The sequence below is a fragment of the Acidovorax sp. Root267 genome, assembly GCF_001429215.1.
GTDB classification, from domain to species: Bacteria; Pseudomonadota; Gammaproteobacteria; order Burkholderiales; family Burkholderiaceae_C; genus Acidovorax; species Acidovorax radicis.
The window spans coordinates 290,468-316,736 of sequence record NZ_LMJC01000029.1; the positions used below are offsets into that span (position 1 = coordinate 290,468).

The window sequence follows — 26,269 nt, forward strand, 5'->3', positions numbered from 1 at the left end:
CGCCCTGCCCCCCATGAGTGCAGGCGAACGCTGGCTGCTGCGCGCCTGCCTGTGGCTGCCACTGGCGGCGCTGGTGCTGTTCTTCGGCATTCCCATGCTGTCCATCGCCTGGCGCAGCTTCATGCAGGACAGCGGCGGCATCGGCTGGGGCAACTACGCCGCGCTGCTGGACACACCGGGCGTGTGGCGCGCCCTGTCCAACAGCCTGCTGCTGGGGGCGGTGACCACGGCCGTCACCTTGCTGCTGGCCTTCGTGGTGGCCTACGGGATGGAGCGCACCTGCATGCCGGGGCGCAATTTCGTGGGCATGGCGCTGGCGCTGCCCATGCTGGCCCCTTCGCTGGTACTGGGCCTGGGGCTGATCTTCCTGCTGGGGCGCAACGGCATCGTCGGCAAGATGCTCGGAGTGCGGCCTGAGATTTACGGCTTCTGGGGCCTGCTGATTGCCGATGTGCTGTACGCCCTGCCCCAGGCGGTGCTGATCGTGCGCACGGCACTTCGCCAGGGCGACGCGCGCCAGCACGACGCCGCCGAGGTGCTGGGGGCCACGCCGTGGCGCCAGTTCCGCGACATCACGCTGCCGCAGGCGCGCTACGGCCTGCTGAGCGCTGCCTTCGTGGTATTCACCATCACCATCACCGATTTCGGCAACGCCGTGGTGATCGGCGGCAACTTCCCCGTGCTGGCCACCGAGATCTACAACCAGGTCAGCGGACAGATGAAGTTCGGCATGGGGGCGGTGGTCGGCCTGCTGCTGCTGGCGCCTGCGGCGCTGTCGATCTTCATCGAGCGCTTTGCGGCACGGCGCGCGGGCGCCGGGGCAGAATCGGCCCTGCCGCCCACACCCACACGCCGGCCCGGCCGCGACACCGCGTTCTTCTTCGCCAACCTGGTCATTGCCGGTTCCATCGTGGCCGTGGTGGCCACCGTCGTGCTGGCCAGCTTCATCCGCCTGTGGCCCTACCGGCTGGACCTGTCGCTCAAGCACTACGACATCACCATTGCGGGCGGCTATGCGCCGCTGTGGACCTCGCTCTGGGTATCGGCCCTGGCCGCCAGCATCGGCACCGCCCTGCTGTTCCTGCTGTGCTTTGGCATACGCCGCCTGCCGGGGCCTGCGGCACGCGCCGCCACTCTGCTCTCGGCCCTGCCGGTGGGCGTGCCGGGGCTGGTGCTGGGCCTGGCCTACGTGTTCACCTTCAACGCGGGCGGCATGCCCTGGGGCTTGTTGTACGGCACGGCCATTCTGCTGGCGCTGTGCAATTACTATCATTACCACACGCAGGGCTTCGTGACCATGATGACCGGCATGCGAAACGTGCCCGCCACGCTGGAGGACGCCACCACCGTGCTGGGCGGCGGCACCTGGCGCGTGCTGCGCGATGTGGTGCTGCCCGCCCTCATGCCCACGCTGCTGGCGGTGCTGGTGTTCCTGTTCATGCGCTCCATGGTGACCCTGTCGGCCGTTATCTTCCTGATCACCCCGTCGCTGCCCATGGGTGCGGTCACGGTGATGCGGCTGGACGAGGCCGGCTTCACCTCGCAGGCCGCGGCCTTCTCGACCTGCATCATGGCGGTGGTGGGATCGCTGGCACTGGCACTGCACCTGCTGGCGCGCAAGCGTCGGCCCACCCCATGAAGAACGTACACGACAGGACCTGAAGGACATGCTGCAGGAAGAACGATTCATACGCATTCGCACACTGCTGTCGACGCTGTCGCGCGTGGGCTCCGAGCGCATCGCGCAAGAGCTCGGCGTATCGCGCGAGACCGTGCGGCGCGACATCCTCGAACTGGAGGCCCAGGGCGTGCTGCGCCGCGTGCACGGCGGTGTGGTGGCTCCGGGCCCCGAGCCCGAGCCGCCGCTTTCCGTGCGCCAGGCCGTGCGCGAACGCGAAAAGCGCGCCATCGCCCGCGCCGCGCTGCAGCAGTTGCAACCTGGCCAGACGCTGTTTCTGGATGCCGGCAGCACCACCACCATCCTGGCCGAGGAGCTGTCGGCCTTGTCCGGAATGACGGTGGTGACCAACGGGCTCAACGTGGCCCTCAAGCTGGCCGGGGCCGATGCCGGACGGGCGGCGCGCAACGAGGTGATCCTGCTGGGCGGACGCACCGATCCCGAGGTGCAGGCCACCCATGGCGACACCACGGTGGCAGAAATCCACCGCTACCGGGCCGACGTGGCGCTGCTCTCGCCCGTGGGCGTCCACGGCCAGCACGGTGCCACCAGCTTCGAGCACCGCGAAGCTGCGGTGGCCCGCGCCATGGCAGGCCAGGCTCAGCGCCTGATCGTGCTGGCAGACCACAGCAAGATCGGCCAGGCCAGCCGCGTGGTGTACGCCGGCCTGCCCGACATCGACACCATCATCACCGACACCGGAGCGCGCGCGCTGCCGGGCCTGTCGGCATTGCAAGCGGCGGGCGGCCGCGTCATCATTGCCTGATCTCCCCGGGCCCTTGCGCATGCCAGCCACCTACCACCACACCGTCAGCGGCCAGCGCTGGTCGTTTGGCGACCTGCGCGAGGTGATGGCCAAGGCCACGCCTGCGCGCTCGGGCGACGTGCTGGCCGGCATTGCGGCCGGCTCGGCGGTGGAGCGCATGGCCGCGCGCATGTGTCTGGCCGATGTGCCGCTGGCGCGCTTCCTGAACGAGGCGCTGGTGCCCTACGAGGTCGATGAGGTCACGCGCCTCATCATCGACACACACGACGCGATGGCGTTTGCGCCCATCGCCCACCTCACCGTGGGCGGGCTGCGTGACTGGCTATTGGCCGCAGACACGGCCGCCCTGACCGCCGTGGCACCGGGCCTGACGCCCGAGATGGCGGCCGCCGTGAGCAAGCTCATGCGCAACCAGGACCTGATTGCCGTGGCGCGCAACTGCCGGGTGGTCACGCGCTTTCGCAACACCCTCGGTCTGCCCGGCCACCTGGCCGTGCGCCTGCAGCCCAACCACCCCACGGACGACCTGCGCGGCATCGCGGCGTCGATGGTCGATGGCCTGCTGTACGGCGCGGGCGACGCGGTGATCGGCATCAACCCGGCCACGGACAGCATTGCCGCCCTCACGGGGCTGGTGCACATGCTGGACGAAGTCATCACCAAGCTGCAGATCCCCACGCAGTCGTGTGTGCTGACCCACGTGACGAACACTGTGCAGATGATCGAGCAGGGCGCGCCGGTGGACCTGGTTTTCCAGTCCATCGCCGGCACCGAAAAAGCCAACGCCGGCTTCGGCGTGAACCTGGCCCTGCTGCAGGAGGCGCGCGAGGCCGCCCTGTCCCTGAAGCGCGGCACGCTGGGCAACAACGTGATGTATTTCGAGACCGGCCAGGGCAGCGCGCTGTCGGCCAACGCCCACCATGGCGTGGACCAGCAGACCTGCGAGGCACGGGCCTACGGCGTGGCGCGTACGTTCTCGCCGCTGCTCACCAACACGGTGGTCGGGTTCATCGGACCGGAGTATTTGTACGACGGCAAGCAGATCATCCGCGCCGGCCTGGAAGACCATTTCTGCGGCAAGCTGCTGGGCGTGCCGCTGGGCTGCGACGTCTGCTACACCAACCATGCCGAGGCCGACTCGGACGACATGGACACGCTGATGACGCTGCTGGGCGTGGCGGGCCTGACCTTCATCATGGGCGTGCCGGGGGCGGACGACATCATGCTCAACTACCAGAGCACCTCGTTCCACGACGCGCTGTACCTGCGCGAGGTGCTGGGTTTGAAACGCGCGCCCGAGTTCGAGGCCTGGCTTGCGCGCATGCACCTGGCCGATGGCACGGGCCGGCTGCTGCCCGCCGCGCAGCAGCAGGCGGCCATTGCGCAGCTGCGGCAGATCGGGATGCAGAGATGAGCGAGTCAGCCCCTATCACCGGCCCTCTGCCCGACCCCTGGGATGACCTGCGCGCCCACACCGCCGCGCGGCTGGCGCTGGGCCGCGCGGGCACGGCCGTCCCCACGCGCGAGCTGCTCAGCTTTGGCCTGGCCCACGCCCAGGCGCGCGATGCCGTGCACCTGCAGCTCGACGCGGACGCGTTGGCGGCGCAACTCAGGGAGTTGGGCTGCAGCACGCTGCAAGTGGCCAGCGGCGCGCCCGACCGCGCCACCTACCTGCTGCGGCCCGACCTCGGCCGGCGGCTTGGCGGTGCGGATGCGGAGCGGCTGCGCGGTCTGGGGGACGGCCACACACACTGCGACCTGCTTGTGGTCGTGGCCGACGGGCTCTCGTCCCTGGCCGTCGAACGCAACGCCGTGCCCCTTGTGGAAACCATTGTGCGCACCGCGCCGCAGGGCTGGCAGATCGGCCCCGTGGTCGTCGCCACCCAGGCCCGCGTGGCGCTGGGGGACGAGGTGGGCGCGCTGCTGGGCGCACGCATGGTCGCGGTGCTGATCGGCGAGCGCCCGGGCCTGAGCTCGCCCGACAGCCTGGGCATCTACCTCACCTGGCACCCGCAGGTGGGCCGCAGCGACGCCGAGCGCAACTGCATCTCCAACGTGCGGGCCGAGGGGCTTGCGCCGTCGGCAGCGGCCGCGCGCCTGTGGTGGCTGTGCCAGGAGGCCCGGCGCCTGGGTCTCACGGGCGTGAGCCTCAAGGACCGCAGTGACGCGGCCACCCTGCCGGCGACGAGCGCACCAGCCGGTCTGGGCACGGGCAGCAGCGATGCAGCTGCGTGACTATTTGCGTCGGCATCTTTGAACTTGAACCCACCCGCTCGGCTGAGCCTTTCGAAGCCCTGCGCGTCGCTTCGACAAGCTCAGCGTGAACGGTTCAAGTGGATGGACGCCGAATCAAACAGGTGACTACGTGAAACGGATGAAATGCGCCGATGACCACGCCTTGCTGTCGTCGCGCTGGCGCCCATGGAAGTACACCGGCCGAAAGCCAAAGGCGGCGTTGTCGGGCGACACCGGCACCACCCCCTCCACCGACTGCGGCAGGGGCTCATCGGTCAGGCGCTCCAGCGCCACAAAGAGTTCCGTGCCGCCCAGGTCGAGCTGCAGGCGCCCGGCCTGTACCAGCTCGGCCCCGGAGACCTCCCAGTGGAAATCCGGGCGGTGCACGAACGGGTTGCGCTGCAGCGGATCACCCACCTTGATGAAGCTGTCGATGGTGCCGCTCACGACGATGCGCAGGTCCGCCAGGCGGCTGACCTCGATCTCGATGCTGTCGGCGTCGCCATAGGTGTCGCTGCGAAAACCCAGTTCCGTGGGCCCTGCGCGCCAGGCCGATTCTTCGGCGTGCTCGAAGCCATGGCTGCGAAAGCCCAGCACCGTGCCGCCCAGCACCTGGATGCGCCCCTGCCACGCGGCCCAGCGGTAGCGATCAGGGATGCGCGCGCCGCCCCAGCGCAGGCGGATGCGCCGCTCCGAGTAGCCCAGCTCGCGGTGCAGGTCGCGCTCCCAGATGCGGCCCGTGTGGTCGTAGGCGGCCAGGTATTCCCAGCCGCTCTGGCCCAGAAACTGGTATTTCACCGGGGCCTCGCCTTGCCAGTCGAACGCATCGCCCTGGCGGTGCGGCCCCACGCGGGTGATGACTGCAGCGTGCTCGCCCGTGGTGGCCCACGTGTGGCGCGCGCGCAGGGCGCGGCCCACGCTGGCGCGGTCGAGCTGGTCGGCCAATACGCCGGTGAGCCCACCATGCACGCCAAACACCTGCACCCCCGGGGCGCCGCCACCGGGGCGCCCCCTGTGTTCGTCGCTGCTGGCGGCCACGCCCAGCTGGTAGCCGCGCCGGATCACGTCCTGGTAGAGCCAGCCGAAATGTCCCCAGGTAGAGGCGATCTCCACCAGGCGTTCGAGGCCCGGGTGGTGCCAGTCGGGGATGTAGCGGCGCCCGCCCACATGGGGCATGACGAGGTGGTTTTCGACATCGTCCGCGTACGCGGCCCACAGCTCCTGCACCGGCCAGCGCCCCAGGCTCACGCCCGTGCCCTTCATGTCCTCGTTCCACACAAAGGTGCGGTTGTGTTCGCCGCGCTCGTTGTGCGGAAAGCCGGGCGTGGCATCGCCCAGGAACACCACGTTGTGGTCGCCCCCGGCCGTGGAGCTGCCGCACCATTCCTGCACCGCATAGGCCACGAACTCGCCGGGCACGTTGGCGGCCTGCACGGCCTCCAGGCCCACGCGCCAGTTGTGGTCGGTGATCTGAAAATCGTTGGCCGTGTAGCCAAAGATATCCACGCCGCCGATCTCGCGGGCGTAGGCGGCGTTGTAGCCCGGGCTGTTGGTGCCCACGGTGTCGTGGGCATGCACGTGCAGGTCGGCATAAAAAGGCCGGGCGGTGGGGAAAGTGGCAGCCACATCCACCGCAAACCGCGCGGGCGGCACCTGGGGAGCGCCGGGCAGGTGCGCCTCGATCTCGTAGCGCCCCTCGAGCAGGCGCAGGGCCTGCTCGCCCGCCAGCCCGGTGCTGGCCCAGCCGTCGGCGGCAAAGGCGAGCGGCGCCTCCTGCACCAGTGCGCCGGCCTGCAGCACCCGCACCTGCAGGGGCTGCGGCCAGTCGCGCACGATGTTGCCCCAGCGGTCGAGTGCCGACACGCGCAGCGGCAGCGGCTGGCCAGGCTGGGCGTAGCGCGGCGCGTTCAAAAAGAGCTGCGAGGCGGGCCCGTGCGCCACCCGCAGCACCACGTCGTCGGGCACCGCCACAAACCGCGAGGTGCCCAGCGGGTCCACGTAGAAACGCACATGGAAAGCGTCTTCCACAAAGGTCTGCACCCGCGTTCCGGGCCCACCCCGGCGCCGGTCGCCCAGGCGGATGATGATGTGGTCGCCGGCGTTGAGGTAGCCGTCCACCACGTCCACGATCACGGCCTTTTGGTACGGGCGCTCGTGGCCTTTCTGGTCGAAGCGCACGGCCAGCGACTGCACCGACGCGGGGCTCTGGCCCGGCAGCAGCGGGCCGGCCTGGTACTCGGCACTGATGAAGTTGGCGCCGGTGGGGTCGCTGGTCTGGAACAGCGCCCAGTCCGAATAGAACTTGAACGTTGCCTTGACGCAGGCACCGTCGGCCACGCCGGAGGCGCCGACCTCGAAGTCCAGGATGATTTCCTGCCAGCTGCCCGCCTCGACGGCCGTGGTGTTGCAGGTGACGCGGCCGATGAACGGCTGCGCCTTGCTGTGGGCGTACAGGCCAGCGGGCGCATGGTGCAACCCGGCGGCGGGGATCGCGGGGTCGTGCTGCAGGGCAGGAAAGGGGTGGACAGGAAGCAATGCACTCATGCCAGTTACTCCACCCGGATGCCGGCGGACTTGACCAGCGCGGCGTATTTGCGGGTCTCCTGGCCCACAAACGCCGTGAAGCGGCCCTGCGGGTAGCCGGTGGCCCGGATGCCCTGTGCGGCCAAGTCGCTGCGCACCTTGGGCTCGGCCAGCACACGGGCCACCTCGGCGCCCATGGCTTCCAGCACGGCCGGCGGCGTGGCCGCAGGTGCAAACAGCCCGAACCAGGTTCCAGCGCGCAGGCCGGGGTAGGTTTCCTCCAGGGTCGGCACGGCCGGCAGCAGCGGGTGGCGGGCCTCCCCGCCGCTGGCCAGGGCCACCAGGCGCCCCGCCTGCACATGCGCCAGCGCGGGGCCCACGGCGATGAACATCACGTCCACCTGCCCCGCCACCACGTCGGCCAGGCCCACCGGGCCACCGCGGTAGGGAATGTGGGTGACGTAAATGCCGGCCTGCTGCTTGAGCAGCTCGGCCGCAAAGTGCTGGGGGCTGCCGTTGCCCGCAGAGGCGTAGTTGTACTGGCCCGGGCGGGCCTTGGCGGCGCGTACCAGGTCGGCCACGGTTTTGAAGCCTGTTTTGGGGTGGGCCACCAGCAAAAAGTCCGTCTCGCCCAGGGACACCACGGGCACGAGATCACGTCGGGGGTCGTAGGGCAGGCTGGCCGAGAGCGTGGGCAGGATGGTGATGGGGCCATCGGCCCCCGCGAGGAGGGTGTAGCCGTCGGGTGCCGCCTTGGCCACGGCATCCACGGCAATCACGCCGCCCGCACCAGCGCGGTTGTCCACCACCACCGGCTGGCCGAGGTTTTCTGCCAGGCGGGCGCCCACACGCCGCGTCACCACATCGAGGGCACTGCCCGGCGTGTTGTGCACCAGCACGCGGATGGGTTTGTTGGGGTAGCCATCGGCGTAGGCCGATGTGAAAACCACGGTGCTGGCCAGCAGGCACAGCGGCAGGAGGGGGCGGAACAAAGCGCGCATGGCGGACGCCGGTGGAGCACCGGCCGTGGAAGCAAGAAGCCACCGAGCGTAGGCAGCACCCCGCTGTCCACCAACGAAGTTTCTCGCAGACCCTTATGCGCCGAACAGATATGGCAGGACAACGCGGCGTGGCGCACGCCTGGCGGCTACAGCCGGTGCGACCGGTCCCCGTGCACAAACCCCACAGGTTCCCACGCCTCGCCCGCGCCCAGGGCCAGCACCTTGAAAAGCTCGCCCATTTCATGTTCCATGATCAATTTGGCCGCTGTCGCCCGCTGTGCTTGCGGAAGCAGCTCCATTTTTGATAGCAAACCGCAGTTGATGAGAAAGTGCGCCTGCGTGGTGTAGCCCAGCACCTGCAGCCCCGCATCCTGCGCGGCCAGCGCCATGGCGGTGAAGTTGACGTGGGCCGTGATGTCCTTCAAGCCCACCGCCACCAGCGGGTCGCCGTCAGCCAGGTGGCCCTGGTGGCACATCACGGTGCCCATGTGGCGCTGGGGGTGGTAGTACTCGCTTTCGCCAAAACCGTAGTCCAGCAAAAAGGCCGCGCCACGCGTGAGCCGGTCGGCCAGCGTGCGGATGAAGCCCTCGCCCTGGGCGTGGATCTCGGTCAGGTAGTCCTGCGGGCCTTCGATGTCCACGGACGGACGCAGGCCGGTGGGGCGGTCGGCCCAGGCAAAGCGGCCGTCGCCATCCACCACCACGCCACGCTCATGCCACACGCCGCCCTGCTGACCACCGTGGCGCGCGAGCAGTTGCACGGGCATCGCGTCGAGCACTTCGTTGCCCACCACCACACCGCTAAATTTTTCGGGCAGTGCGTCCACCCAGCGCAGCTTGTGGGCATGCGCCACCAGCTTGGCCTGCTGGCGCGCGCGCAGGCTGCCCGACAGATCGACGATGGTGTAGCGCTGCACCTGGTCGCCCAGGGCGTCCAGCAGTTGCAGCGCCAGCGCGCCCGAGCCCGCACCAAACTCCCACACCTCATTGGTACCGGTGTGCGCCAGGGCCTCGCCCACCTGCACGGCCAGCGTCTGGCCGAACAACGGTGTCATCTCAGGTGCGGTCACAAAGTCGCTGCCAGACTCGGGCATGGCGCCGAATTTGGTGGAATCGTTGGCGTAGTAGCCGAGGCCGGGCGTGTACAGGGCCAAGGCCATGAAGCGGTCAAAACCCAGCCATCCGCCCTCGGCGGCAATGGCCTGGGCAATGTGCTGGTGCAGGGCGGTCGTTAAACTGTCGGGTCTTTGGGTCACGGCCCGCATTGTCTCCCACCCCACATGTCTGCCCCCTCCCATCCACGCACCGTTCTGGTCACAGGCGCCGCCAAGCGCCTGGGCCGCAGCATTGCGCTGGCCCTGGCCGCGGGCGGCTGGCAGGTGGCGGTGCACTATCGCTCATCGCAGCAGGATGCTATCGATACCGTAGCTGCTTGCGCACGAATGACAGGCGCCAGCGCCCATTTTGATGCTGATTTTGACGACGAAGCTGCCGTGCGTGGACTGTTGCCCCGCGTGGTGGCGCACTTTGGCCGTGTGGATGCGGTGGTCAACAGCGCTTCGCTGTTTGAGCACGACAACGCCGCCACCTTTGGTTTTGCCGCGCTCGAAAAGCACCTGCGCAGCAACACCGCCGCCCCCGTGCTGCTGGCCCAGGCCCTGCACCAGCATGTGGCCGACCGCGCCACAGCGGGCGAGGCCGATGCGCAAGGCGCCGTGGTCAACCTGCTGGACCAGAAGCTCTGGAACCAGAACCCCGATTTTGTGAGCTACACGCTCTCCAAGGCCGCGCTCGAAGCCGCTGGCACCATGCTGGCCCTGGCCCTGGCGCCGCGGGTGCGTGTGGTGGGCGTGGCGCCCGGCCTCACGCTGACCAGCCACATGCTCAGCGACGACAAGTTTGCCCAGCTGCACGCCCTCTCCCCGCTGGGCCGCTCGTCCACCGCCGAGGATGTGGCCGCCACCGTGAAGTTTGCGCTGGAAAATCGGTCCATCACCGGCACCACGCTGCTGGTGGATGGCGGCCAGCACCTGATGAAGTTTGACCGCGATTTCTCGTTGATGTGAGCGCACGCACACACGTTCACTCAATCCAGGACCTATTCATGACCCCCGCTGCAGGCACCCAGATCCTCACGCTCACCGGTTTGCGCTTTGACGCCAACCTGGGCATCCTCGACCACGAAAAAACCGCGCCGCAGCCCATTCAGGTCGATGCCGAACTGAGCCTGGGCGTGCAGCCGCTGGCCCCGCGCGACGACGACATCGGCCATGTGCTGGACTACCGGCGTGTGCGCCAGATCATCATTGACGAATGCACCGCCGAGCATGTGAACCTTCTGGAGAGCCTGATCGGCAAGCTGGCCAACCGCCTGATGCAGCTGCCCGGCGTGCTGGGCGTGCGGGTGAAGATTGCCAAACTCGAAATTTTTGACGACTGCGAAGTGGCCATTCGCATCGAGACAGGACAGTGGTGACCCCATGAGCGCAGTATTGAACGAAGCCCCCACCTCCGCACCTTCCTCCGGCTGGGCCGATGAGCCTGCAGAAGCCGCAGCGAGCGGCGCCGCCCGCATGAAGATCGAGCGCGAAACCCACAAGCTCGAAAAACGCCTGTGCCGCGAGGTTGGCAAGGCCATCGTCGACTTCAACATGATTGAAGAAGGCGACAAGGTCATGGTGTGCATGTCGGGCGGCAAGGACAGCTACGCGCTGCTCGACATCCTGCTCAAGCTCAAGGCCCGCGCCCCCATCCACTTCGATCTGGTGGCGGTGAACCTGGACCAGAAGCAACCCGGTTTCCCCGAGCATGTGCTGCCCGAATACCTGGCCAGCACCGGTGTGCCCTTCCACATCGAGAACGAGGACACCTACAGCATCGTCAAGAAGCTGATCCCCGAGGGCAAGACCACCTGCAGCCTGTGCAGCCGCCTGCGCCGGGGCATTCTGTACCGCGTGGCCGACGAGCTGGGCTGCACCAAGATTGCGCTGGGCCACCACCGCGACGACATCCTGCAGACCTTGCTGCTCAACATGTTCTTTGGCGGCAAGATGAAGAGCATGCCACCCAAACTGGTGAGCGACGACGGCAAGCATGTGGTGATCCGCCCGCTGGCCTACGTGGCCGAGAAGGACACCACCCGCTGGGCTGCACACCGCAACTTCCCCATCATTCCCTGCAACCTGTGTGGCAGCCAGGAGAACCTGCAGCGCAAGCAGGTGGGCGAGATGCTGCGCGAGTGGGAAAAGCGCTTCCCGGGCCGCGTGGAGAACATGTTCAACGCGCTGCAGAACGTGGTGCCCTCGCACCTGCTGGACGGCAGCCTGTACGACTTCAAGAGCGCCAAGGCCACGGGCATCGCCAGCGAAGACGGCGACAAGGCGTTTGACAAGGAAGAGTTCGTGGCGCCTTCGCCATCGCTGCCGGGCGTACAGGTGGTGCAGCTGTCGTGAACCCTGACGGGCTTCGGCACTCTCACAGAGATCTCTTTTTCTGGAGCCTCTGACCATGACGCAACGCCGATGGATTCCCGTCCTTTTGTTGGGCCTTGCCGCAGCCCTGCTCGCGGGCTGCAGCACCACGCGCCTGGTGGACGGCCAGGTGCAAAGCTTCTCGACACTGACTGCCGTGCCCGCGCCAGCCACCTACCGCATAGAACGCCTGCCATCGCAGCAGACCCCCTCGTTTGACGCCATCGCCACGCTGGCAGAACAGTCGATGGCACGCGCCGGCCTGCAGCGCGACGATGCCGCGCCCCGCCTGCTGGTCCAACTGGGCGTCCAGGCCGATGCCGTGCCACGCAATGACCCCTTCCGGCCATACGGCGCATACGGCCCGGGCCCCTGGGGCTTTGGCGGCTGGGCGGGCCGGGGCTGGGGCGTGCATGGAATGTGGCGTTTTGGCGAGCCCACGCCCCTGCACCGCCGCGCGGTCAGCATCGTGATGCGCGACGCCAGCACCCAGGCCGTGGTCTACGAAACCTCTGCCGTGCACGAGGATGTGTGGGTGAGCGACCCGGCCGTCTACGGCGTGCTGTTCGACGCCGCGCTCAATGGCTTCCCGAAGCCGCCCCAGGGGCCCCGGCAAGTGCGCCTGCCGCTGGTGCATGCCGCTCCCTGACATCGCCCCACTCCCCTTTTCATCACCTGCATGCACGCCACCCGCATCGTTGCCATCCGCCACGGCGAAACCGCCTGGAACGTGGACACCCGCATCCAGGGCCACCTGGACATCCCGCTCAACAACACCGGCCTGTGGCAGGCCAATCAGGTGGCACAGGCCCTGGCGGGTGAGCCGATTGCCGCCATCTACACCAGCGACCTGCAACGCGCGCACGCCACGGCCCAGGCCGTGGCCCGCACCACGGGCGCGCCTTTGGTGACCAATACCGGCCTGCGCGAGCGCAGTTTTGGCCACTTTCAAGGCCGCACGTTTGCCGAGATCGAAGCCGAACTGCCCGAAGACGCGCTGCGCTGGCGCAAGCGCGATCCGCACTACACGCCCGAAGGTGGAGAGTCACTCGTCACACTGCGCGAGCGCATCGAACACACGGTGACCGCCCTGGCGCAGCAGCATGTGGGCGAGCAGGTGGTAATGGTGGCGCACGGCGGCGTGCTCGACGTGCTGTACCGCCTGGCCACGCGCCAGGACATCCAGGCGCCGCGCACCTGGCAACTCTCCAACGCCGCCATCAACCGCCTGCTGTGGACACCCGACGGCCTGACCCTGGTCGGCTGGGCTGACACCCAGCACCTTGACAACAACGCCCTCCGCGATGAAACCCATTCCTGAAGCACTCCAGGCCTGCATCGGCCAACGTGTGGACCTGATCGACACCCCGGCCCTCGTGGTGGACCTGGACGCCATGGACCGCAACATCCAGCGCATGGCCGAATTTGCGCGCAAGCACCAGGTGCGCTGGCGCCCCCACGCCAAACTGCACAAAAGCGCCGAACTCGCGCTGCTGCAACAGCGCTCTGGCGCCCAGGGCGTGTGTGTGCAGAAGGTCTCCGAGGCCGAGGCACTGGCGGCCGGCGGGGTGGATGACATCACCATCACCAACCAGGTCATCGCCATGCCCAAGCTGCACCGCGTGGCCCGGCTGGCTGCCCAGCTCGCGGCACGCGGCGGGCGCCTGGGCGTGGCCGTGGACCACGCGGAGGGCATCGAGCGTCTGGCCGAGGCGATGGCGCAAACCGGCAGCGATGCCGGCATCGATGTGCTGGTGGAGATCGACGTGGGCCAGGGCCGCTGCGGCGTGCCTCCCAGCGAGGCCGCAGTTCCACTGGCGCAGGCCGTGGCGCGCAGCCCCCGCCTGCGGTTTGCGGGGATCCAGGCCTACCATGGCCGCGCGCAGCACATGGCCAGCACCGTGGGCCGCAAGGAAGCCATCGCGCAGGTCGTGCGTGCGGCCAGCCACACGCGGCAGCTGATCGAGGCGGCGGGGGTGCCCGTGCCGCTGATCACAGGCTCGGGCACCGGCACGCTGGTGCACGAGGCCGCCAGCGGCATCTTTGGCGAGTTGCAGGCAGGCTCGTTTTTGTTCATGGACGCGGATTACGCACGCAACGAACGCGAACCGGCGCAACCTGCCTTTGAACACGCGCTGTTCGTCAAGACCCAGGTGGTGTCGGTGCGCGAGAGCCATGCCGTGTGCGACGCGGGCCACAAAAGCCACGCCATCGACTCCGGCCTGCCAACCGTGGCCCTGCTGCCGGCTGACCGCGCCCTGCGCTTTGCCAACGGCGGCGACGAACACGGCCTGATCTACGCCGACGGCCCCAAGGCCCGCCTGCCCACCCTGGGCCGCATGCTTTGGCTCATTCCCGGCCACTGCGACCCCACGGTGAACCTGCACGACTTCCTCATCGGAGTGCGCGGGGGGCTGGCCCTGGGCACGGTGGAGCGCATCATCAGGGTTGATGCCAGAGGCGCGCTGACCTGATCGGGGCAAGAATCGGCGAACTCTTTGTCTCGCCGCCATGAGCCCCAGCCAGATCATCGTCCTTGCCACGCCCGTCTTCTTCGTCCTGATCGCCATCGAGCTGGCGGTCGGCTACCGGCGTCGGCGCAACACCTACCGCCTGGCCGACGCGGTCAGCAGCATCAGCCTGGGGATGCTGAGCCAGACGAGCGCGGTGTTCACGCGGCTGTTGCGCATCGGCATCTACACCGCGTTGTTCGAACACGTGGCACTGTGGCGCAGCGATGCGTTCTGGACCAGCCTGCCGGGTTGGCTGCTGGCGCTGGTGTTCTACGACTTTTGCTACTACTGGCTGCACCGCATGGGGCACGAGTCGGCGGTGCTGTGGGCGGCGCATGCGGTGCACCACCAGAGCCAGGACTACAACCTGTCCACCGCGCTGCGCCAGACCAGCTCGGGCGCGCTGCTGGGCTGGGTGTTCTACGTGCCCATGGCGCTGGCGGGCGTGCCGCCGCTGGTGTTTGCGGTGGTCGCCCTGGTCGACCTGCTCTACCAGTTCTGGGTGCACACCGAGCAGGTGGGCAAGCTCGGCTGGTTCGACCGCTGGTTCTGCAGCCCCAGCAACCACCGCGCGCACCATGCCGTGAACGACGCATATCTGGACAAGAACTACGGCGGCATCCTGATCGTGTGGGACCGGATGTTCGGCACCTTCAAGGAAGAAGACGACCAGGACCGCTGCGTGTACGGCACGCGCGGCCTGCTCAACAGCTGGGACCCGCTGTGGGCCAACGCCCAGGTGTACGCGGGCCTGGCGCACGACAGCTGGCATGCGCGCAGCTGGGCCGACAAGCTCCGGGTGTGGATCAAGCCCCCGGGCTGGCGGCCGGCCGATGTGGCAGCGCGCTTTCCGAAGCCCGCGTTCAGCATGGCGCAGATGGTGCCCTACCACCCGCCGATGTCGCGCGCGGTGCAGTGGTTTGCGCTGGTGCAGTTCGCGCTGATGCTCGCGGGTGTGGCGGCCTTTTTGTGGCGGGCCGATAGCGCGCCGCTGGCCGAGAACGCGGTGTGGTTTGCCACGCTGCTGGTTGCGCAGTGGGCGCTGGGTGCGGTGATGCAGGGGCGTATCGGCATGCTGATGGCGCTGGTGCTGCAAAGCGGCGCGCTGGCCACTGCCACCAGTGCGCTGGGGTTTGTGCAGTGGCACTGGGTGTTCAAGCCGCTCACCATGGTGATTGCTATTATTTTGGTAGCTGCTAGCGCTTATCAGTTGAGCGGTAGATTCCGATTTGACTCCAAAACCTGGGTGCTGCTGGGCGCCGCGCTGGTGGGGTCGTTGGCGGGGGATGTGTTTTTGATGGTCGAGGGGTTCTTCATCCCGGGGCTCGTGAGTTTCTTGATCGCCCACTTGTTCTACGTGGCACTGTTCAAGACCGGCCAGCGGTGGTTTCCGCACCGCGGGGCGCTGGCGGCGACGCTGGGTGTGGGCGTGGCGATGTACGCCTTCTTGTGGACGGGCGGCCTGCCGGCCGCGCTGCGAGGGCCGGTGGCAGCCTATGTGCTGGTGATTGCGCTGATGGCCGCGCAGGCCATCGGGCGGGCCAGCGTGCTGCGCGACAGGGCGGCGGTGCTGGTGGCGGTGGGGGCGGCGTTCTTCATGCTCAGCGACTCGCTGCTGGCCACGCACCGCTTCGTGTCGCCCCTGCCGTGGTCGCAGGTGTGGGTGTTGGGCACCTACTACGCGGCGCAGGCCTGCATCGTGGCGGGGGTGCTGAAGGCGGCAACGGCGCCTGATGGCCTGCCGGTCGTTGCGCCTGTTTCTGCCGTGGCTAATGTGACCACGTGCGGGCCAGCGCTGCGGACGGAACATACACCGCACCCGCAATGAACAGAACGCCCGCCAGGGTGAAAAATCCCCCGCTGAGCAGCCACAGTAGCGTGTCGGCGTTGTACCAGCCGGGCCGCGCCTTCAGCAGGGCGACCATGAGTGGTTCCTGCACCGCGATCAAGCCCCGCCCTGCGGTGTAGTGGTACAGGGCGCCGCCCAGGGCCCAGAACCCGGTCAGCACGCACGCCAGGCCATAGAACGCATACCCGGTGCGCCAGCGCTTGGTGCTGCCCGCCGTACACCACACGCCCAGACAGCCCGCCAGCACCGCAGCGGCCACCGACAAACCCTGAATCCGGTCGCTGGCCACCGGCAGCAGCCAGTGCCAGGCCCAGGGCAAGGGCGTCAGCAGCCATTCCGATGGGGCCGCCAGCCCCGGCCAGCGCTGTGGGGGCAGGTCCATGGAGAAGCGCGGTCGGTCCACCATGGCCAGCACGAATGTCACCGGCACCAGCACGGCGAACAGGATGTACGCACTGGCGCGGCCCACCAACAGGCGGTGCGCCCACGCGGTGGTCGCCCCGCCCTGCCTGTGGCCGCCGATCAGGTGCGATGCCAGGCCCGCCGCCAACGCGGCTTCGGCGATCGCGCCGCACACGGCCACGCGGCCGCGCAGGTCGGCAAAGCCTTCCAACACAAACACCGAGAGCTGGCCATAGACGAGCGCGCCCAGCGCATGGAAGGCCACCGTGCCCGCCAGCAAGGCCACGGCACAGGACCGCAGGAACTGTTGCTCGGGCACGGTCACGCGCCCGTCCGACCCGGCCCCGCCGCGCGCGGCGCGTGCGCGGGCCTCGGCGCGCAGCTGGCGGCGGCGGTCGTTCTTCTTGGACGGTTTGCGCGGTGGGGCCATGGCGGTGCTGCGTGGCCTGAGCGGCAACGGGCGTGGAGAAAGGGTTCTCAGGCCCCGAAAAGCCCTGGCGCTCCGGCGCTGGGCGGCGTCACGCCCAGGTGCCGGAACGCCGCCAGCGTGGCGATGCGCCCACGCGGGGTCCGCTGCAAAAAGCCCTGCTGGATGAGATAGGGCTCGATCACGTCCTCAATGGTGCCGGCCTCTTCGCCGATGCTGGCAGCGATGTTGTCCAGCCCCACGGGGCCGCCGTCAAAGCGGTGGATCACGGCTTCGAGCAGCTTGCGGTCCATCACGTCAAAGCCCTGCGGGTCCACGTCCAGCATGGCGAGCGCCTTGTCGGCGATGGTTTTGGTGATGCGGCCGTCTCCCTTGACCTCGGCATAGTCGCGCACGCGGCGCAGCAGCCGGTTGGCAATGCGCGGCGTGCCGCGTGAGCGGCGGGCGATCTCGAAGCCGCCTTCATCGTCCATGGGTGCGTTGAGCAAACCGGCGCTTCGCTTGACGATGCGCGCCAGCTCTTCGGAAGTGTAGAACTCCAGCCGCGCCACGATGCCGAAACGGTCGCGCAGCGGGTTGGTCAGCATGCCGGCGCGCGTGGTGGCACCCACCAGAGTAAAGGGCTGCAGGTCGAGCTTGATGCTGCGCGCAGCCGGCCCTTCGCCAATCATGATGTCGATCTGGTAGTCCTCCAGCGCGGGGTAGAGGATTTCCTCCACCACAGGCGACAGGCGGTGGATCTCGTCAATGAAAAGAACATCGTTCTTTTCGAGGTTGGTCAGCAGCGCCGCCAGATCCTTGGGCTTTTCGAGCACAGGGCCACTGGTCTGGCGCAGGTTGACCCCCAGCTCAGCCGCAATGATGTGACTGAGCGTGGTCTTTCCCAGGCCGGGCGGGCCAAACAGCAGCACATGGTCCAGCGCCTCGCCCCGTTTGCGTGCCGCGCCAATGAATATCTCCAGCTGCTCGCGCGCCTTCACCTGGCCCACGTACTCCTGCAGCAGTTTGGGGCGCAGCGCGCGCTCGATCGCCTCCTCCTGGGGCGATGCGGGCACGGCGGAGATGACGCGTTTGGCGGGGGCGGGGGCGAAGTCGTCGGTCTGGATGGTCATGCAGCCCCGTTATTTGTCCGCCCAGACATAAAAGCCAATGCCTTGCTCAAGATACTGCTGGCCCAGATTGGCATTGATGTAGTTGCGCTCTGCCGCACTGGTTGTATAGAAGTAGGTTCCCGTATTGCGGTTGAGGTAGCGGTAGACGGGCATGGCTCCATTGCCCGGCGCAGCCTGCCCCCACCATGCCGTACCTTCCAGAGCCACGGATGGGAACGTCTGGCGCATCGCATCGCGCTCCACTGGGCTGGCCGTATAGAGATGCATCTTGCGTGCCAGATCCACCAGTCGATACACCGGGAACAGGTTAGAGCCCTCAATGGGGTACGCGTAGAAGATCGCGCCTTCATAGACGAAGTTCGATGCAAACTGATTGATCAGGAGATCCCGCTCGCCCACGTTGCTGGTATAGAAATGTTCCAGGCCAGCAATGTTGTAGAAGCGATAGACAGGCACCCGGCCCGTGGGGCCGGAGGGCGGCGTGGCGGACGACAGCCAGTTCTTGAGTGCTGCGTTGAAAGCCACATCAAAGCGGCCATAGAAATCGGGGGATGCAATCGCCGAGCAGCTGGAGCTGCCGCCGTAGAGCGTACCGATCACATATGTGCCATCCCTGAACAAGGCGGAGCCACTGCTGCCGCCTTCGGTGGTGCCCTCGCTCCAGCTCACTCGGTAAAAATTACCCGACGAACCGCTGCACTGGAACTCGGTGCCACTGGTGGCCGTGCAGGAAGTCAGACTCGTCAACGAGCCCAGGCTCACCTTGAGCAAATCGCCCCGGGGATGGTGCAGGCCCACCACCGACGAGCTCAGTGCCTGGGTGCCGGCATCCCAGCCGGCGAAGACGGCGCCCGATGGAGGGGTGTCGTTGAGACGCAGGAACGACGTGTCCGTACCCGCCGAAGCGTAGAGCAGCGAGGCACCGTTGACGCGCTTGGTGGTCGTGCTCGACAGGGTGCGGCTGTTGCACACAGGGGCGCGGTAGAACCAGTCGGTCTGCAGCGAGGAGGCTTCGGCCTGCTTGGAAATGCAATGGTTGGCCGTCAGAAAATACGGCGTGCCCGACGACTGGCTGTCATTGAGCAGTGTGCCGGTGCAAAGAAAGGAGTTGGCTCCGGACGTGAAGATCATGCGGGCCACGGCATTGCGCTGGTTCGCGTAGGCTTCGTAGCAGCTGGCGTCCAAGTGGCAGGATGCCGATTCGTTGATCTTGGTGGAAAGCTCTTCCTCGGTGGGAATAGACAGGTTCTCGAAGATGTGCGAGACGCGCGGCACCGAAAGGTCTACCGTGCCGGGGTTAGCACCCGCAGGCAGCTCCAGCTCCAGCGTGGCCTCGTTCGACCCCACGTCTGGCGTCCACCAGGTCTGACCGTCCAGGGTGGTGTCGCCAGCCTGCGCATTGCGCTGAATGCGCTGCAGCACTTCCTGGCCGGAAATCTGGAACACCGTGGTCGTATCCGCCTGGCTGTAGACACGCAGCACGGCCCCCGGGGGCAGCGCGCGGGCCACCACGCCCAGGCGCAACCCATGCGCCCCTTCGGCAGAAAAACTGATGGCAGCCACCTGGCCGCCGCTGGGGGTCGGCTTCCACTGCAACTGTTGCAGTGTCTGCTCCACAGTACGTGTGGCCGCCACATCGCGCGCCATCCCCACCTGGCGTGGCCCAATGCCACCGCCAAGCGATGCGGTCTTGGACTCTTCCAAGGCACCCAGACTCACCTTCGAAGGCGTGGGCGCCGCGACGAGCGCGCTGCGGGACTTGACGTTCGACACGCCCTGGTCCACGCTGGCGGGCTGCACCCAGCCATCCACCATCAGCACAGAGGCGGCTTTCTGCGCGCTTCCTTCTGTCCCGCCTCCGCCGCACCCCGCCAGCAAAGCAATCGCCGCACTCCAGGCGACACCCATGCGCAACATCACTCTAAATTTCATTTCTTTCCCCCACTCCGGTCAAAACCGCCATTGAACACGAAAACAACTGCCGCAACAAACCCGCGTACGCCTTACTTGGCCAACGCCTTCAGTGCCAATTTGATGCCATCGCTCACGCCCACCTCTGAGGGCAAGGCCTTGAGGGCCGCAGCGGCCTCCTTGTCGTTGTAGCCCAAAGCCAACAGTGCCTGCAGAATGTCGGCCTGCGCATCGCTGGCGGCGGGGCCGTGGGCAGCGCCCATGTCTGCGCCCAGCTTGCCCTTGAGTTCCAGCAACAGCCGCTCAGCCGTTTTCTTGCCGATGCCCGGCACCTTGACCAGGCGGCCCGCCTCCTGCAGCGTGATGGCCTGTGCCAGATCGGCCACCCCCATGCCCGACAGGATGGACAGCGCCGTGCGCGGCCCGACACCCGATATTTTGATCAGCTCGCGGAATGCCTGGCGCTCGGGCGCCGTGGCAAAGCCATACAGCAGCTGCGCGTCCTCCCGCACAATGAACTGGGTGAGCAGGCTCACCCGCTCGCCCACGGCGGGCAGGTTGTAGAACGTGCTCATGGGCACATTCACCTCATAGCCCACGCCATGGCAGTCCAGCAGCACCTCGGGGGGATTCTTCTCCAGCAGGGTGCCGGTCAATTTGCCTATCATTGATGTCCTTTGCCGCGCACTGCGGCGATCCAACGGGAATTATCCGCGTGATCCTGCGCCACACCTTCACCCCCCACAACAACACCCGGCTCACCCACCTGTGCGGCCCGGCCGACGCACACCTGCGCACCATCGAAGTGGCCCTGCAGGTGAGCATTGCGCACCGGCATGAGCAGTTCAAAGTGGACGGCCCCAAAGCCAAGGCGACCCAGGCCATGGAGTTGCTACAAGCGTTGTACGAGATGGCCGAGCGCCCCGTCACGGAAGACTACCTGCAGCTCATGCTGGCGGGCGACACCGCGCTGGTGGAGGCGCCCGAGGGCGCCATCGTGCTCAACACCCGCCGGGCCGACCTGCGGGGCCGCACACCCACGCAGAACCTGTACCTGGAAAACATCGCCAGCCACGACATCACCTTCGGCATCGGCCCTGCCGGCACCGGCAAGACCTATCTCGCCGTGGCCTGTGCCGTGGATGCCCTGGAGCGCAGCGCCGTGCAGCGCATCGTGCTGACCCGCCCGGCAGTCGAGGCGGGCGAACGCCTGGGTTTCCTTCCCGGCGACCTGGCGCAGAAGGTGGACCCGTATTTGCGCCCGCTGTACGACGCGTTGTACGAGCTGATGGGCTACGACAAGGTGCAGAAGGCCTTCGAGCGCAATGCCCTGGAAATCGCACCGCTGGCGTTCATGCGCGGGCGCACGCTGAACAATGCCTTCGTGATCCTGGACGAGGCGCAAAACACCACGCCCGAGCAGATGAAGATGTTCCTCACACGCATCGGCTTTGGCGCCAAGGCGGTCGTCACAGGGGATGTGAGCCAGATCGACCTGCCCAAGGGGTCGATGAGTGGCCTAATCGATGCCGAGCGGGTGCTCAAGCGGGTCAAAGGCATCTCCGTGACCCGCTTCACCACGGCTGACGTAGTGCGCCACCCGCTGGTCGCGCGCATTGTGGATGCCTACGACGCGCCGCGCCGCGCCCCGGCTTCTCGCAGCCGGGACTAAAACTATCATTTTTATAGCTGTCAGCGCTTATCCATCAAGCGCTGGCGGCAAAAAAGCAAAAATGTCTTTGAACCAACTCTCCCTGTCGCTGCAGTTCGGCACGTTTGACGGTGCGGCCGCGCACCGCGCCGTGCTGCCACGCCACAAGGTCACCCGCTGGATTCGCCACGCGCTGGCCACCGATGCCGAGATCACCGTACGCATCGTGGGCACCGAAGAAGGCCAGCAGCTCAACCGCGAGTACCGCAAGAAGGACTACGCCACCAACGTGCTCACCTTCGACTACACGCAGGAACCCGTGGTGACTGCCGACCTGGTGCTGTGCGCCCCGGTGATCGAGCGCGAGGCCAAAGAGCAGAACAAAAGCCTGGAAGAGCACTACGCCCACATGCTGGTGCATGGCACGCTGCATGCCCAGGGCTGGGACCACGAGACCAGTGAAGAAGATGCGCAGGCAATGGAGTCCTACGAAACGGACATCCTGGGCGAACTGGGGTTTGCAGACCCTTACGCCACTGGTCCATAGCTCCTCTGTTACGGGGGGCACTCAGCCCCAGTCTTTGGAACCCAGACCAAAGCGCCCCCGGAAACAAAAGGTATCAATTCTTCTGCTCCTTTACCAGATGGTATAAAAGTTTCCAACTTTCAGGGAGTTGAAAATAATGCACTTACCAGATGTGAAGGTACGGCGCATGCTGCTGCGCGCCTTTCAGTTCAGTGCAACGGGTGCTTTTGCTGCTTTGGCGATCAGCGCCTGTGGTGGAGGCAGTGGCGATGCGTCTTTGGACAAAACAACTGCCCCCTCCGGCTTCTCGGTCAGCTACGACACCAAGGGCTACCTGTTCCACTGGGGCTCCACGGCAGGCGCCACACACTACGAACTGGTTGAGGACCCAGACGGCCTCGGCCCCTTGCCCGAAGCCCAGGTGGGTGGAGCCATCGCCCCCACCAGTTACGCGCACAGCCTGGCCGCACAACTGTTGTACGAACGTGTGAACGCCAGCTACCGAATACGCGCCTGCGATGCCAGCGGCTGCGGCACCTTTACCAGCGCCGTCGTGCCTGACCTGGCCAAGGCCATCGGCTACTTCAAAGCCAGCAACAGTGACCAGGGCAAGGGCTTGTACGGCGCTAGCGTTACGCTGTCAGCCGATGGCAGCACCCTCGCGGTCGGGGCGCCTGATGAAGGCAGCAAATCTACTGGCATCAATGGCGACCAGGCCGACAACTCCCTCCGATCCGCCGGGGCCGTGTATGTCTTCACGCGGGCCTCCGGTAGATGGCGCCAGCAGGCCTATATCAAGGCCAGCAACAACCGGGAAGTCCTCCTGTTTGGCAGCATTCCACTTGCCACCGCCCGGTTTGGCACCAGCGTTTCGCTCTCGTCCGATGGCAACACGCTGGCCGTGGGTGCACCCGACGAGTCCAGCAATGCCAGAGGCGTTGATGGCGACCCAACGAATGCACTGGCCCCCGGCGCAGGTGCCGCCTACGTTTTCACGCGCAGCAGCGGCGCATGGAGCCAGCATGCCTACGTGAAGGCCAGCAATACGCAGGCCAAGGCCGATATCGTGATTGGCCTCGGGGTCTTCGGCGTGCGCTACCCCGCCCAGTTCGGCAGCAGCGTGGCGCTGTCTGCCGATGGTCGCGTGCTGGCGGTGAGTGCGCCAGGTGACACCAGCAATGCCAAAGGGATCAATGGCAACCAGCAAGACACGTCCGCGCCATTTGCTGGCGCCGTGTATGTGTTCGCCCGCACCCCCGCTAGCTGGACCCAGCAGGCCTACATCAAGGCCAGCAACACCGCCGAACAGACCCAGTTCGGCAGCGCCCTTGCGCTGTCGGAAGACGGGCGTACGCTGGCTGTAGGGTCCAGACATGAGCACGGCACGTCCAGCGGCATCAACGGCGACCAGAACGGCTCCGGCACCCTCTTCTCAGGCTCCGCCTACGTATTTGTCCACAACGGCGACGGCCAATGGAGCCAGCAAGCCTACGTGAAATCCAGCAATGCGGACGCGTTCGACTCCTTCGGCTACAGCGTTGCCCTGTCGGCCGACGGAAACACCCTGGCCGTGGGTGCGCCCAAGGAATCCAGCGACACGGACGGGATCAACAAGGCACCCGGTCCGCGCTCTCTGATAGGTGCTGGCGCCGCCTACGTGTTCACACGCAGCAACTCCAATTGGAGTCAGCAGGCCTTCATTAAGCCCAGCAAAGCCGGGGTCAATGCCGCGTTCGGATCGAGCCTGGCGATTTCGGCCGACGGCAACACGCTGGCCGTGGCTTCGACGTCTGAAGCCGGCAGCGGAAGAGGCTTCAACGCCAACCAGGCTGAGCTGTCGGCCGGGGCCGCAGGCGCCGCATACATATTCCAGCGCAGCGGCAGCGCCTGGACGCAGAAGGCGTACGTGAAGGCCAGCAACACCGACCCCTTGGACCACTTCGGTGCCAGCATTGCACTGTCGGGGGACGGGGCCACGATGGCCGTGGGAGCAACGGGTGAAGGTAGTCTGGCTACGGGCATCCAGGGCAACCAGGCCGACAACCGCGGGGCACCCGTCATATCCGCCGGGGGCATGGCGGGCGTTGGCGCGGTGTACCTGTACTGATCACAGATAGACCCACACGCACCATTCCGCCGGGCAGCAACGCGCCATCACCACCAGGAAACCCACCATGCCATGGATCCCCCGGCGCCTGAGCGCATTGTTGCTCGCTGCGCCCCTGGCGCTGGCTTTGACGGCCTGCGGTGGCTCCGGCAGCACCGAGCCCTCTGATCCTGCGCCCTCAGGCCCCGTGCCCCCCACGGGCTTCACCGTGGGCTATGACGTCAAGGCCTACAACTTCAGCTGGAATGCCAGCCCTAACGCATCAAGGTATGAACTGTTCGAGGACCCCGATGGCGCAACGGGCTCCCAGCCAGCGGCGCAGATCGGCGGCGCCCTTACAACCACCGCTTACGCACACAGTCTGACATCCCAGTTGCTGCACGAGCGGGTGAATGCCATCTACCGCGTTCGCGCCTGCGATGCCAGCGGCTGCGGTGCCTTTACCGCCGCGCTACTGCCCAACCTCACGAAAGCCATTGGCCAGATTCAGCCTAACCACACGGGCCTATCGGCACGATGGGGCAGCAGCGTGGCCCTCTCTGCAGACGGCAGCACCCTGGCCGTGGGGGCAACGGGCGACGACAGCGGCGCCACCGGCATCAATGGGGATCCGGCGAACGCCGCAGCGTCCGACTCCGGCGCCGTGGTGGTGTTTGTGCGCAGCGGCGGCGGCTGGACCCAGCAGGCTTACATCAAGGCCAGCAATACCGCGTCCCAAACGTCATTTGGCTTCAGTGTGGCACTGTCGGCGGACGGCAATACGTTGGCCGTGGGCTCCATTGGGGAACGTGGCGGTGCCACGGGCATCAACGGCGACCAGACGGATACCTCCAAGCCGGGCAGCTCCGGAGCGGCGTATGTCTTTACCCGCAGCAACCGCCAATGGAATCAACAGGCCTATGTGAAACCGAGCAACACCGGCGTGGCCCAATCGTTAGGCTGGAGTGTTGCGCTGGCGGCAGATGGCAACACACTGGCCGTAAGCGCGGTGGGTGAATCCAGCAACGCCACCGGCATCCATGGCGACCAGACGAATTCCATGATGCCAACCGCCGGGGCCGTTTACGTATTCAGCCGTTTTGCGAACACCTGGAACCAGCAGGCCTATGTGAAGGCAAGCAACACCGAGCAGACGCCCGAATACGTGACAACCCCCGGGTTCATCAATGTCATCGCCAACGCCCAGCAATTTGGCACCAGCCTTGCCCTCTCAGCCGATGGGAACACGTTGGCGGTTGGTGCGCTGGGCGAACGCAGTGCGGCAACGGGCATCAACGGCAACCAGACAGACAGGTCCGCGAACAAAGCGGGGGCCGTATACCTGTTCACGCGAAGCAGCAGCGTCTGGAGCCAGCAGGCTTACGTCAAGGCCAGCAACACCGATGCCAACGACTTTTTCGGTTATCGCCTCGCCCTTTCAGGGGACGGGGCAACACTGGCTGTGGGCGCGCAGGGCGAAGCCAGCAAGGCCACGGGCATCCAGGGGGTGCAGAGTGACAACTCTGCACAAGGAGCCGGGGCCGCCTACGTCTACACGCGAGGCAGCGTCGGCTGGAACCAGCAGGCCTATATCAAAGCCAGCAATACCGACACCGGGGACGTGTTCGGCAATGCCCTGGCGCTATCGTTTGACGGCAACACACTGGCCGTCGGCGCCCCCCAAGAGGCAAGCAGCGCCACCGGCATCAATGGCAACCAAGCCGACAACACCGTCTGGCAGGCAGGCGCCGCGTATATCTACCGCCGCGACGGCAGCACCTGGAACCAGCGCGCCTATGTAAAGCCCGTGAGCACCAATATGTCGCTTGCCTTCGGCCGGACCCTGGCCTTGTCGGCCGATGGACACACGCTGGCCGTCGGGGCGGACAGCCAGTTCGACGGTGCGCTGTATCTTTACTGACCGCCCTCCAGAAGAAGGGCACCACCATGCTTTCGATCCTCCCGTACCGGGGCACCCTTTTTTACAGCCGCGCTGCTGACGCTGGTTGGCTGCCTATGGCGATGACTCCTCCGGCCCAGTGAAGCCTCCGGCCCCTCGGCGCCCTCAGGCTTCGCCGTGGACAATGGCGTAAAGGACCACAACTCCAGCCGGAACGCC

The 26,269-nt window shown here is 66.7% G+C and carries 22 protein-coding genes; 15 read left to right on the forward strand and 7 right to left on the reverse strand.

All coding sequences use genetic code 11. From position 1 onward, the window contains the following. Nucleotides 1-13 precede the first annotated feature (13 nt). From ASE39_RS17730 to eutC, 4 genes are read left to right on the forward strand one after another with little or no spacing between them, the layout of a single operon-like run. Nucleotides 14-1,639 carry an ABC transporter permease subunit gene (locus ASE39_RS17730; protein WP_242421480.1) on the forward strand — a complete coding sequence of 542 codons (1,626 nt, stop codon included), beginning with the start codon at nt 14-16 and terminating at the stop codon, nt 1,637-1,639. Nucleotides 1,640-1,667: 28 nt separating this feature from the next. Next, nucleotides 1,668-2,444: a DeoR/GlpR family DNA-binding transcription regulator gene (locus ASE39_RS17735; protein ID WP_057229327.1), complete on the forward strand. Its 777-nt coding sequence runs from the start codon at nt 1,668-1,670 to the stop codon at nt 2,442-2,444. 19 nt (nt 2,445-2,463) lie between these two features. Continuing rightward, nucleotides 2,464-3,858: an ethanolamine ammonia-lyase subunit EutB gene (locus ASE39_RS17740; RefSeq protein ID WP_057271993.1), complete on the forward strand. Its 1,395-nt coding sequence runs from the start codon at nt 2,464-2,466 to the stop codon at nt 3,856-3,858. Beyond that, complete coding sequence (gene eutC / locus ASE39_RS17745; protein WP_057271994.1) at nt 3,855-4,679, forward strand: ethanolamine ammonia-lyase subunit EutC; 825 nt, start codon at nt 3,855-3,857, stop codon at nt 4,677-4,679. Before ASE39_RS17740 ends, eutC begins: the two co-directional genes overlap by 4 nt. 126 nt (nt 4,680-4,805) lie before the next feature. Here eutC and ASE39_RS17750 read toward each other — a convergent pair whose 3' ends face one another. The 3 genes from ASE39_RS17750 to ASE39_RS17760 all read right to left on the reverse strand — a co-directional run bounded on the left by ASE39_RS17750 (nt 4,806) and on the right by ASE39_RS17760 (nt 9,468). Continuing rightward, a complete protein-coding gene (locus ASE39_RS17750) occupies nt 4,806-7,223 on the reverse strand; it encodes a hypothetical protein (RefSeq protein WP_082615497.1) in 2,418 nt (805 codons plus the stop codon). A 5-nt stretch (nt 7,224-7,228) separates the two neighbouring features. Further along, complete coding sequence (locus tag ASE39_RS17755) at nt 7,229-8,203, reverse strand: tripartite tricarboxylate transporter substrate binding protein (RefSeq protein ID WP_057271995.1); 975 nt, start codon at nt 8,201-8,203, stop codon at nt 7,229-7,231. Between the two features lie 146 nt (nt 8,204-8,349). Next, nucleotides 8,350-9,468 carry an SAM-dependent methyltransferase gene (locus ASE39_RS17760; RefSeq protein WP_010462736.1) on the reverse strand — a complete coding sequence of 373 codons (1,119 nt, stop codon included), beginning with the start codon at nt 9,466-9,468 and terminating at the stop codon, nt 8,350-8,352. A 15-nt stretch (nt 9,469-9,483) separates the two neighbouring features. Between ASE39_RS17760 and ASE39_RS17765 the strand changes: the two genes are divergently transcribed. From ASE39_RS17765 to ASE39_RS17795, 7 genes are read left to right on the forward strand one after another with little or no spacing between them, the layout of a single operon-like run. Further along, the gene (locus ASE39_RS17765) at nt 9,484-10,269 is read left to right on the forward strand and encodes an SDR family oxidoreductase (protein WP_010462738.1); all 786 of its coding nucleotides are present in this window, start codon (nt 9,484-9,486) and stop codon (nt 10,267-10,269) included. A 38-nt stretch (nt 10,270-10,307) separates the two neighbouring features. Beyond that, a complete protein-coding gene (locus ASE39_RS17770; protein WP_010462740.1) occupies nt 10,308-10,679 on the forward strand; it encodes a dihydroneopterin aldolase in 372 nt (123 codons plus the stop codon). Between the two features lie 4 nt (nt 10,680-10,683). Next, the gene (gene ttcA / locus ASE39_RS17775; RefSeq protein ID WP_199864302.1) at nt 10,684-11,655 is read left to right on the forward strand and encodes a tRNA 2-thiocytidine(32) synthetase TtcA; all 972 of its coding nucleotides are present in this window, start codon (nt 10,684-10,686) and stop codon (nt 11,653-11,655) included. A gap of 55 nt (nt 11,656-11,710) precedes the next feature. Beyond that, nucleotides 11,711-12,322 carry a DUF4136 domain-containing protein gene (locus ASE39_RS17780; RefSeq protein WP_057271996.1) on the forward strand — a complete coding sequence of 204 codons (612 nt, stop codon included), beginning with the start codon at nt 11,711-11,713 and terminating at the stop codon, nt 12,320-12,322. A 30-nt stretch (nt 12,323-12,352) separates the two neighbouring features. Continuing rightward, nucleotides 12,353-12,994, forward strand: coding sequence for a histidine phosphatase family protein (locus tag ASE39_RS17785; protein ID WP_010462747.1), 642 nt, complete (start codon nt 12,353-12,355; stop codon nt 12,992-12,994). Further along, complete coding sequence (locus ASE39_RS17790; RefSeq protein ID WP_057271997.1) at nt 12,978-14,147, forward strand: DSD1 family PLP-dependent enzyme; 1,170 nt, start codon at nt 12,978-12,980, stop codon at nt 14,145-14,147. Before ASE39_RS17785 ends, ASE39_RS17790 begins: the two co-directional genes overlap by 17 nt. A 37-nt stretch (nt 14,148-14,184) precedes the next feature. After that, nucleotides 14,185-16,014, forward strand: a complete 1,830-nt coding sequence (locus ASE39_RS17795; protein WP_057271998.1) for a lysoplasmalogenase family protein — start codon at nt 14,185-14,187, stop codon at nt 16,012-16,014. Here the strand turns inward: ASE39_RS17795 and ASE39_RS17800 are convergent. The 4 genes from ASE39_RS17800 to ruvA form a co-directional block, all read right to left on the reverse strand. Continuing rightward, nucleotides 15,956-16,867 carry a hypothetical protein gene (locus ASE39_RS17800; protein ID WP_010462753.1) on the reverse strand — a complete coding sequence of 304 codons (912 nt, stop codon included), beginning with the start codon at nt 16,865-16,867 and terminating at the stop codon, nt 15,956-15,958. The genes ASE39_RS17795 and ASE39_RS17800 overlap by 59 nt on opposite strands. Nucleotides 16,868-16,914: 47 nt before the next feature. Beyond that, nucleotides 16,915-17,976 carry a Holliday junction branch migration DNA helicase RuvB gene (gene ruvB / locus ASE39_RS17805; protein WP_010462755.1) on the reverse strand — a complete coding sequence of 354 codons (1,062 nt, stop codon included), beginning with the start codon at nt 17,974-17,976 and terminating at the stop codon, nt 16,915-16,917. Between the two features lie 9 nt (nt 17,977-17,985). Continuing rightward, the gene (locus ASE39_RS17810; protein ID WP_057271999.1) at nt 17,986-19,908 is read right to left on the reverse strand and encodes a trypsin-like peptidase domain-containing protein; all 1,923 of its coding nucleotides are present in this window, start codon (nt 19,906-19,908) and stop codon (nt 17,986-17,988) included. Between the two features lie 71 nt (nt 19,909-19,979). Beyond that, on the reverse strand, nt 19,980-20,555 hold the full coding sequence (gene ruvA, locus ASE39_RS17815) for a Holliday junction branch migration protein RuvA (RefSeq protein WP_010462759.1): 576 nt from the start codon (nt 20,553-20,555) through the stop codon (nt 19,980-19,982). 47 nt (nt 20,556-20,602) lie between these two features. On the opposite strand from ruvA, the gene ASE39_RS17820 reads away from it, so the two are divergent. The 4 genes from ASE39_RS17820 (at nt 20,603) to ASE39_RS17835 (ending at nt 26,071) form a co-directional block, all read left to right on the forward strand. Beyond that, nucleotides 20,603-21,559: a PhoH family protein gene (locus tag ASE39_RS17820; RefSeq protein WP_010462761.1), complete on the forward strand. Its 957-nt coding sequence runs from the start codon at nt 20,603-20,605 to the stop codon at nt 21,557-21,559. 61 nt (nt 21,560-21,620) lie between these two features. Further along, on the forward strand, nt 21,621-22,085 hold the full coding sequence (gene ybeY, locus ASE39_RS17825; RefSeq protein WP_010462763.1) for an rRNA maturation RNase YbeY: 465 nt from the start codon (nt 21,621-21,623) through the stop codon (nt 22,083-22,085). Between the two features lie 136 nt (nt 22,086-22,221). Then, nucleotides 22,222-24,171 (forward strand): FG-GAP repeat protein, encoded by a 1,950-nt coding sequence (locus ASE39_RS17830; protein ID WP_082615498.1) that lies wholly within the window; start codon nt 22,222-22,224, stop codon nt 24,169-24,171. Between the two features lie 67 nt (nt 24,172-24,238). Further along, nucleotides 24,239-26,071 (forward strand): FG-GAP repeat protein, encoded by a 1,833-nt coding sequence (locus tag ASE39_RS17835; protein ID WP_082615499.1) that lies wholly within the window; start codon nt 24,239-24,241, stop codon nt 26,069-26,071. The last annotated feature ends 198 nt before the right edge of the window (nt 26,072-26,269 follow it).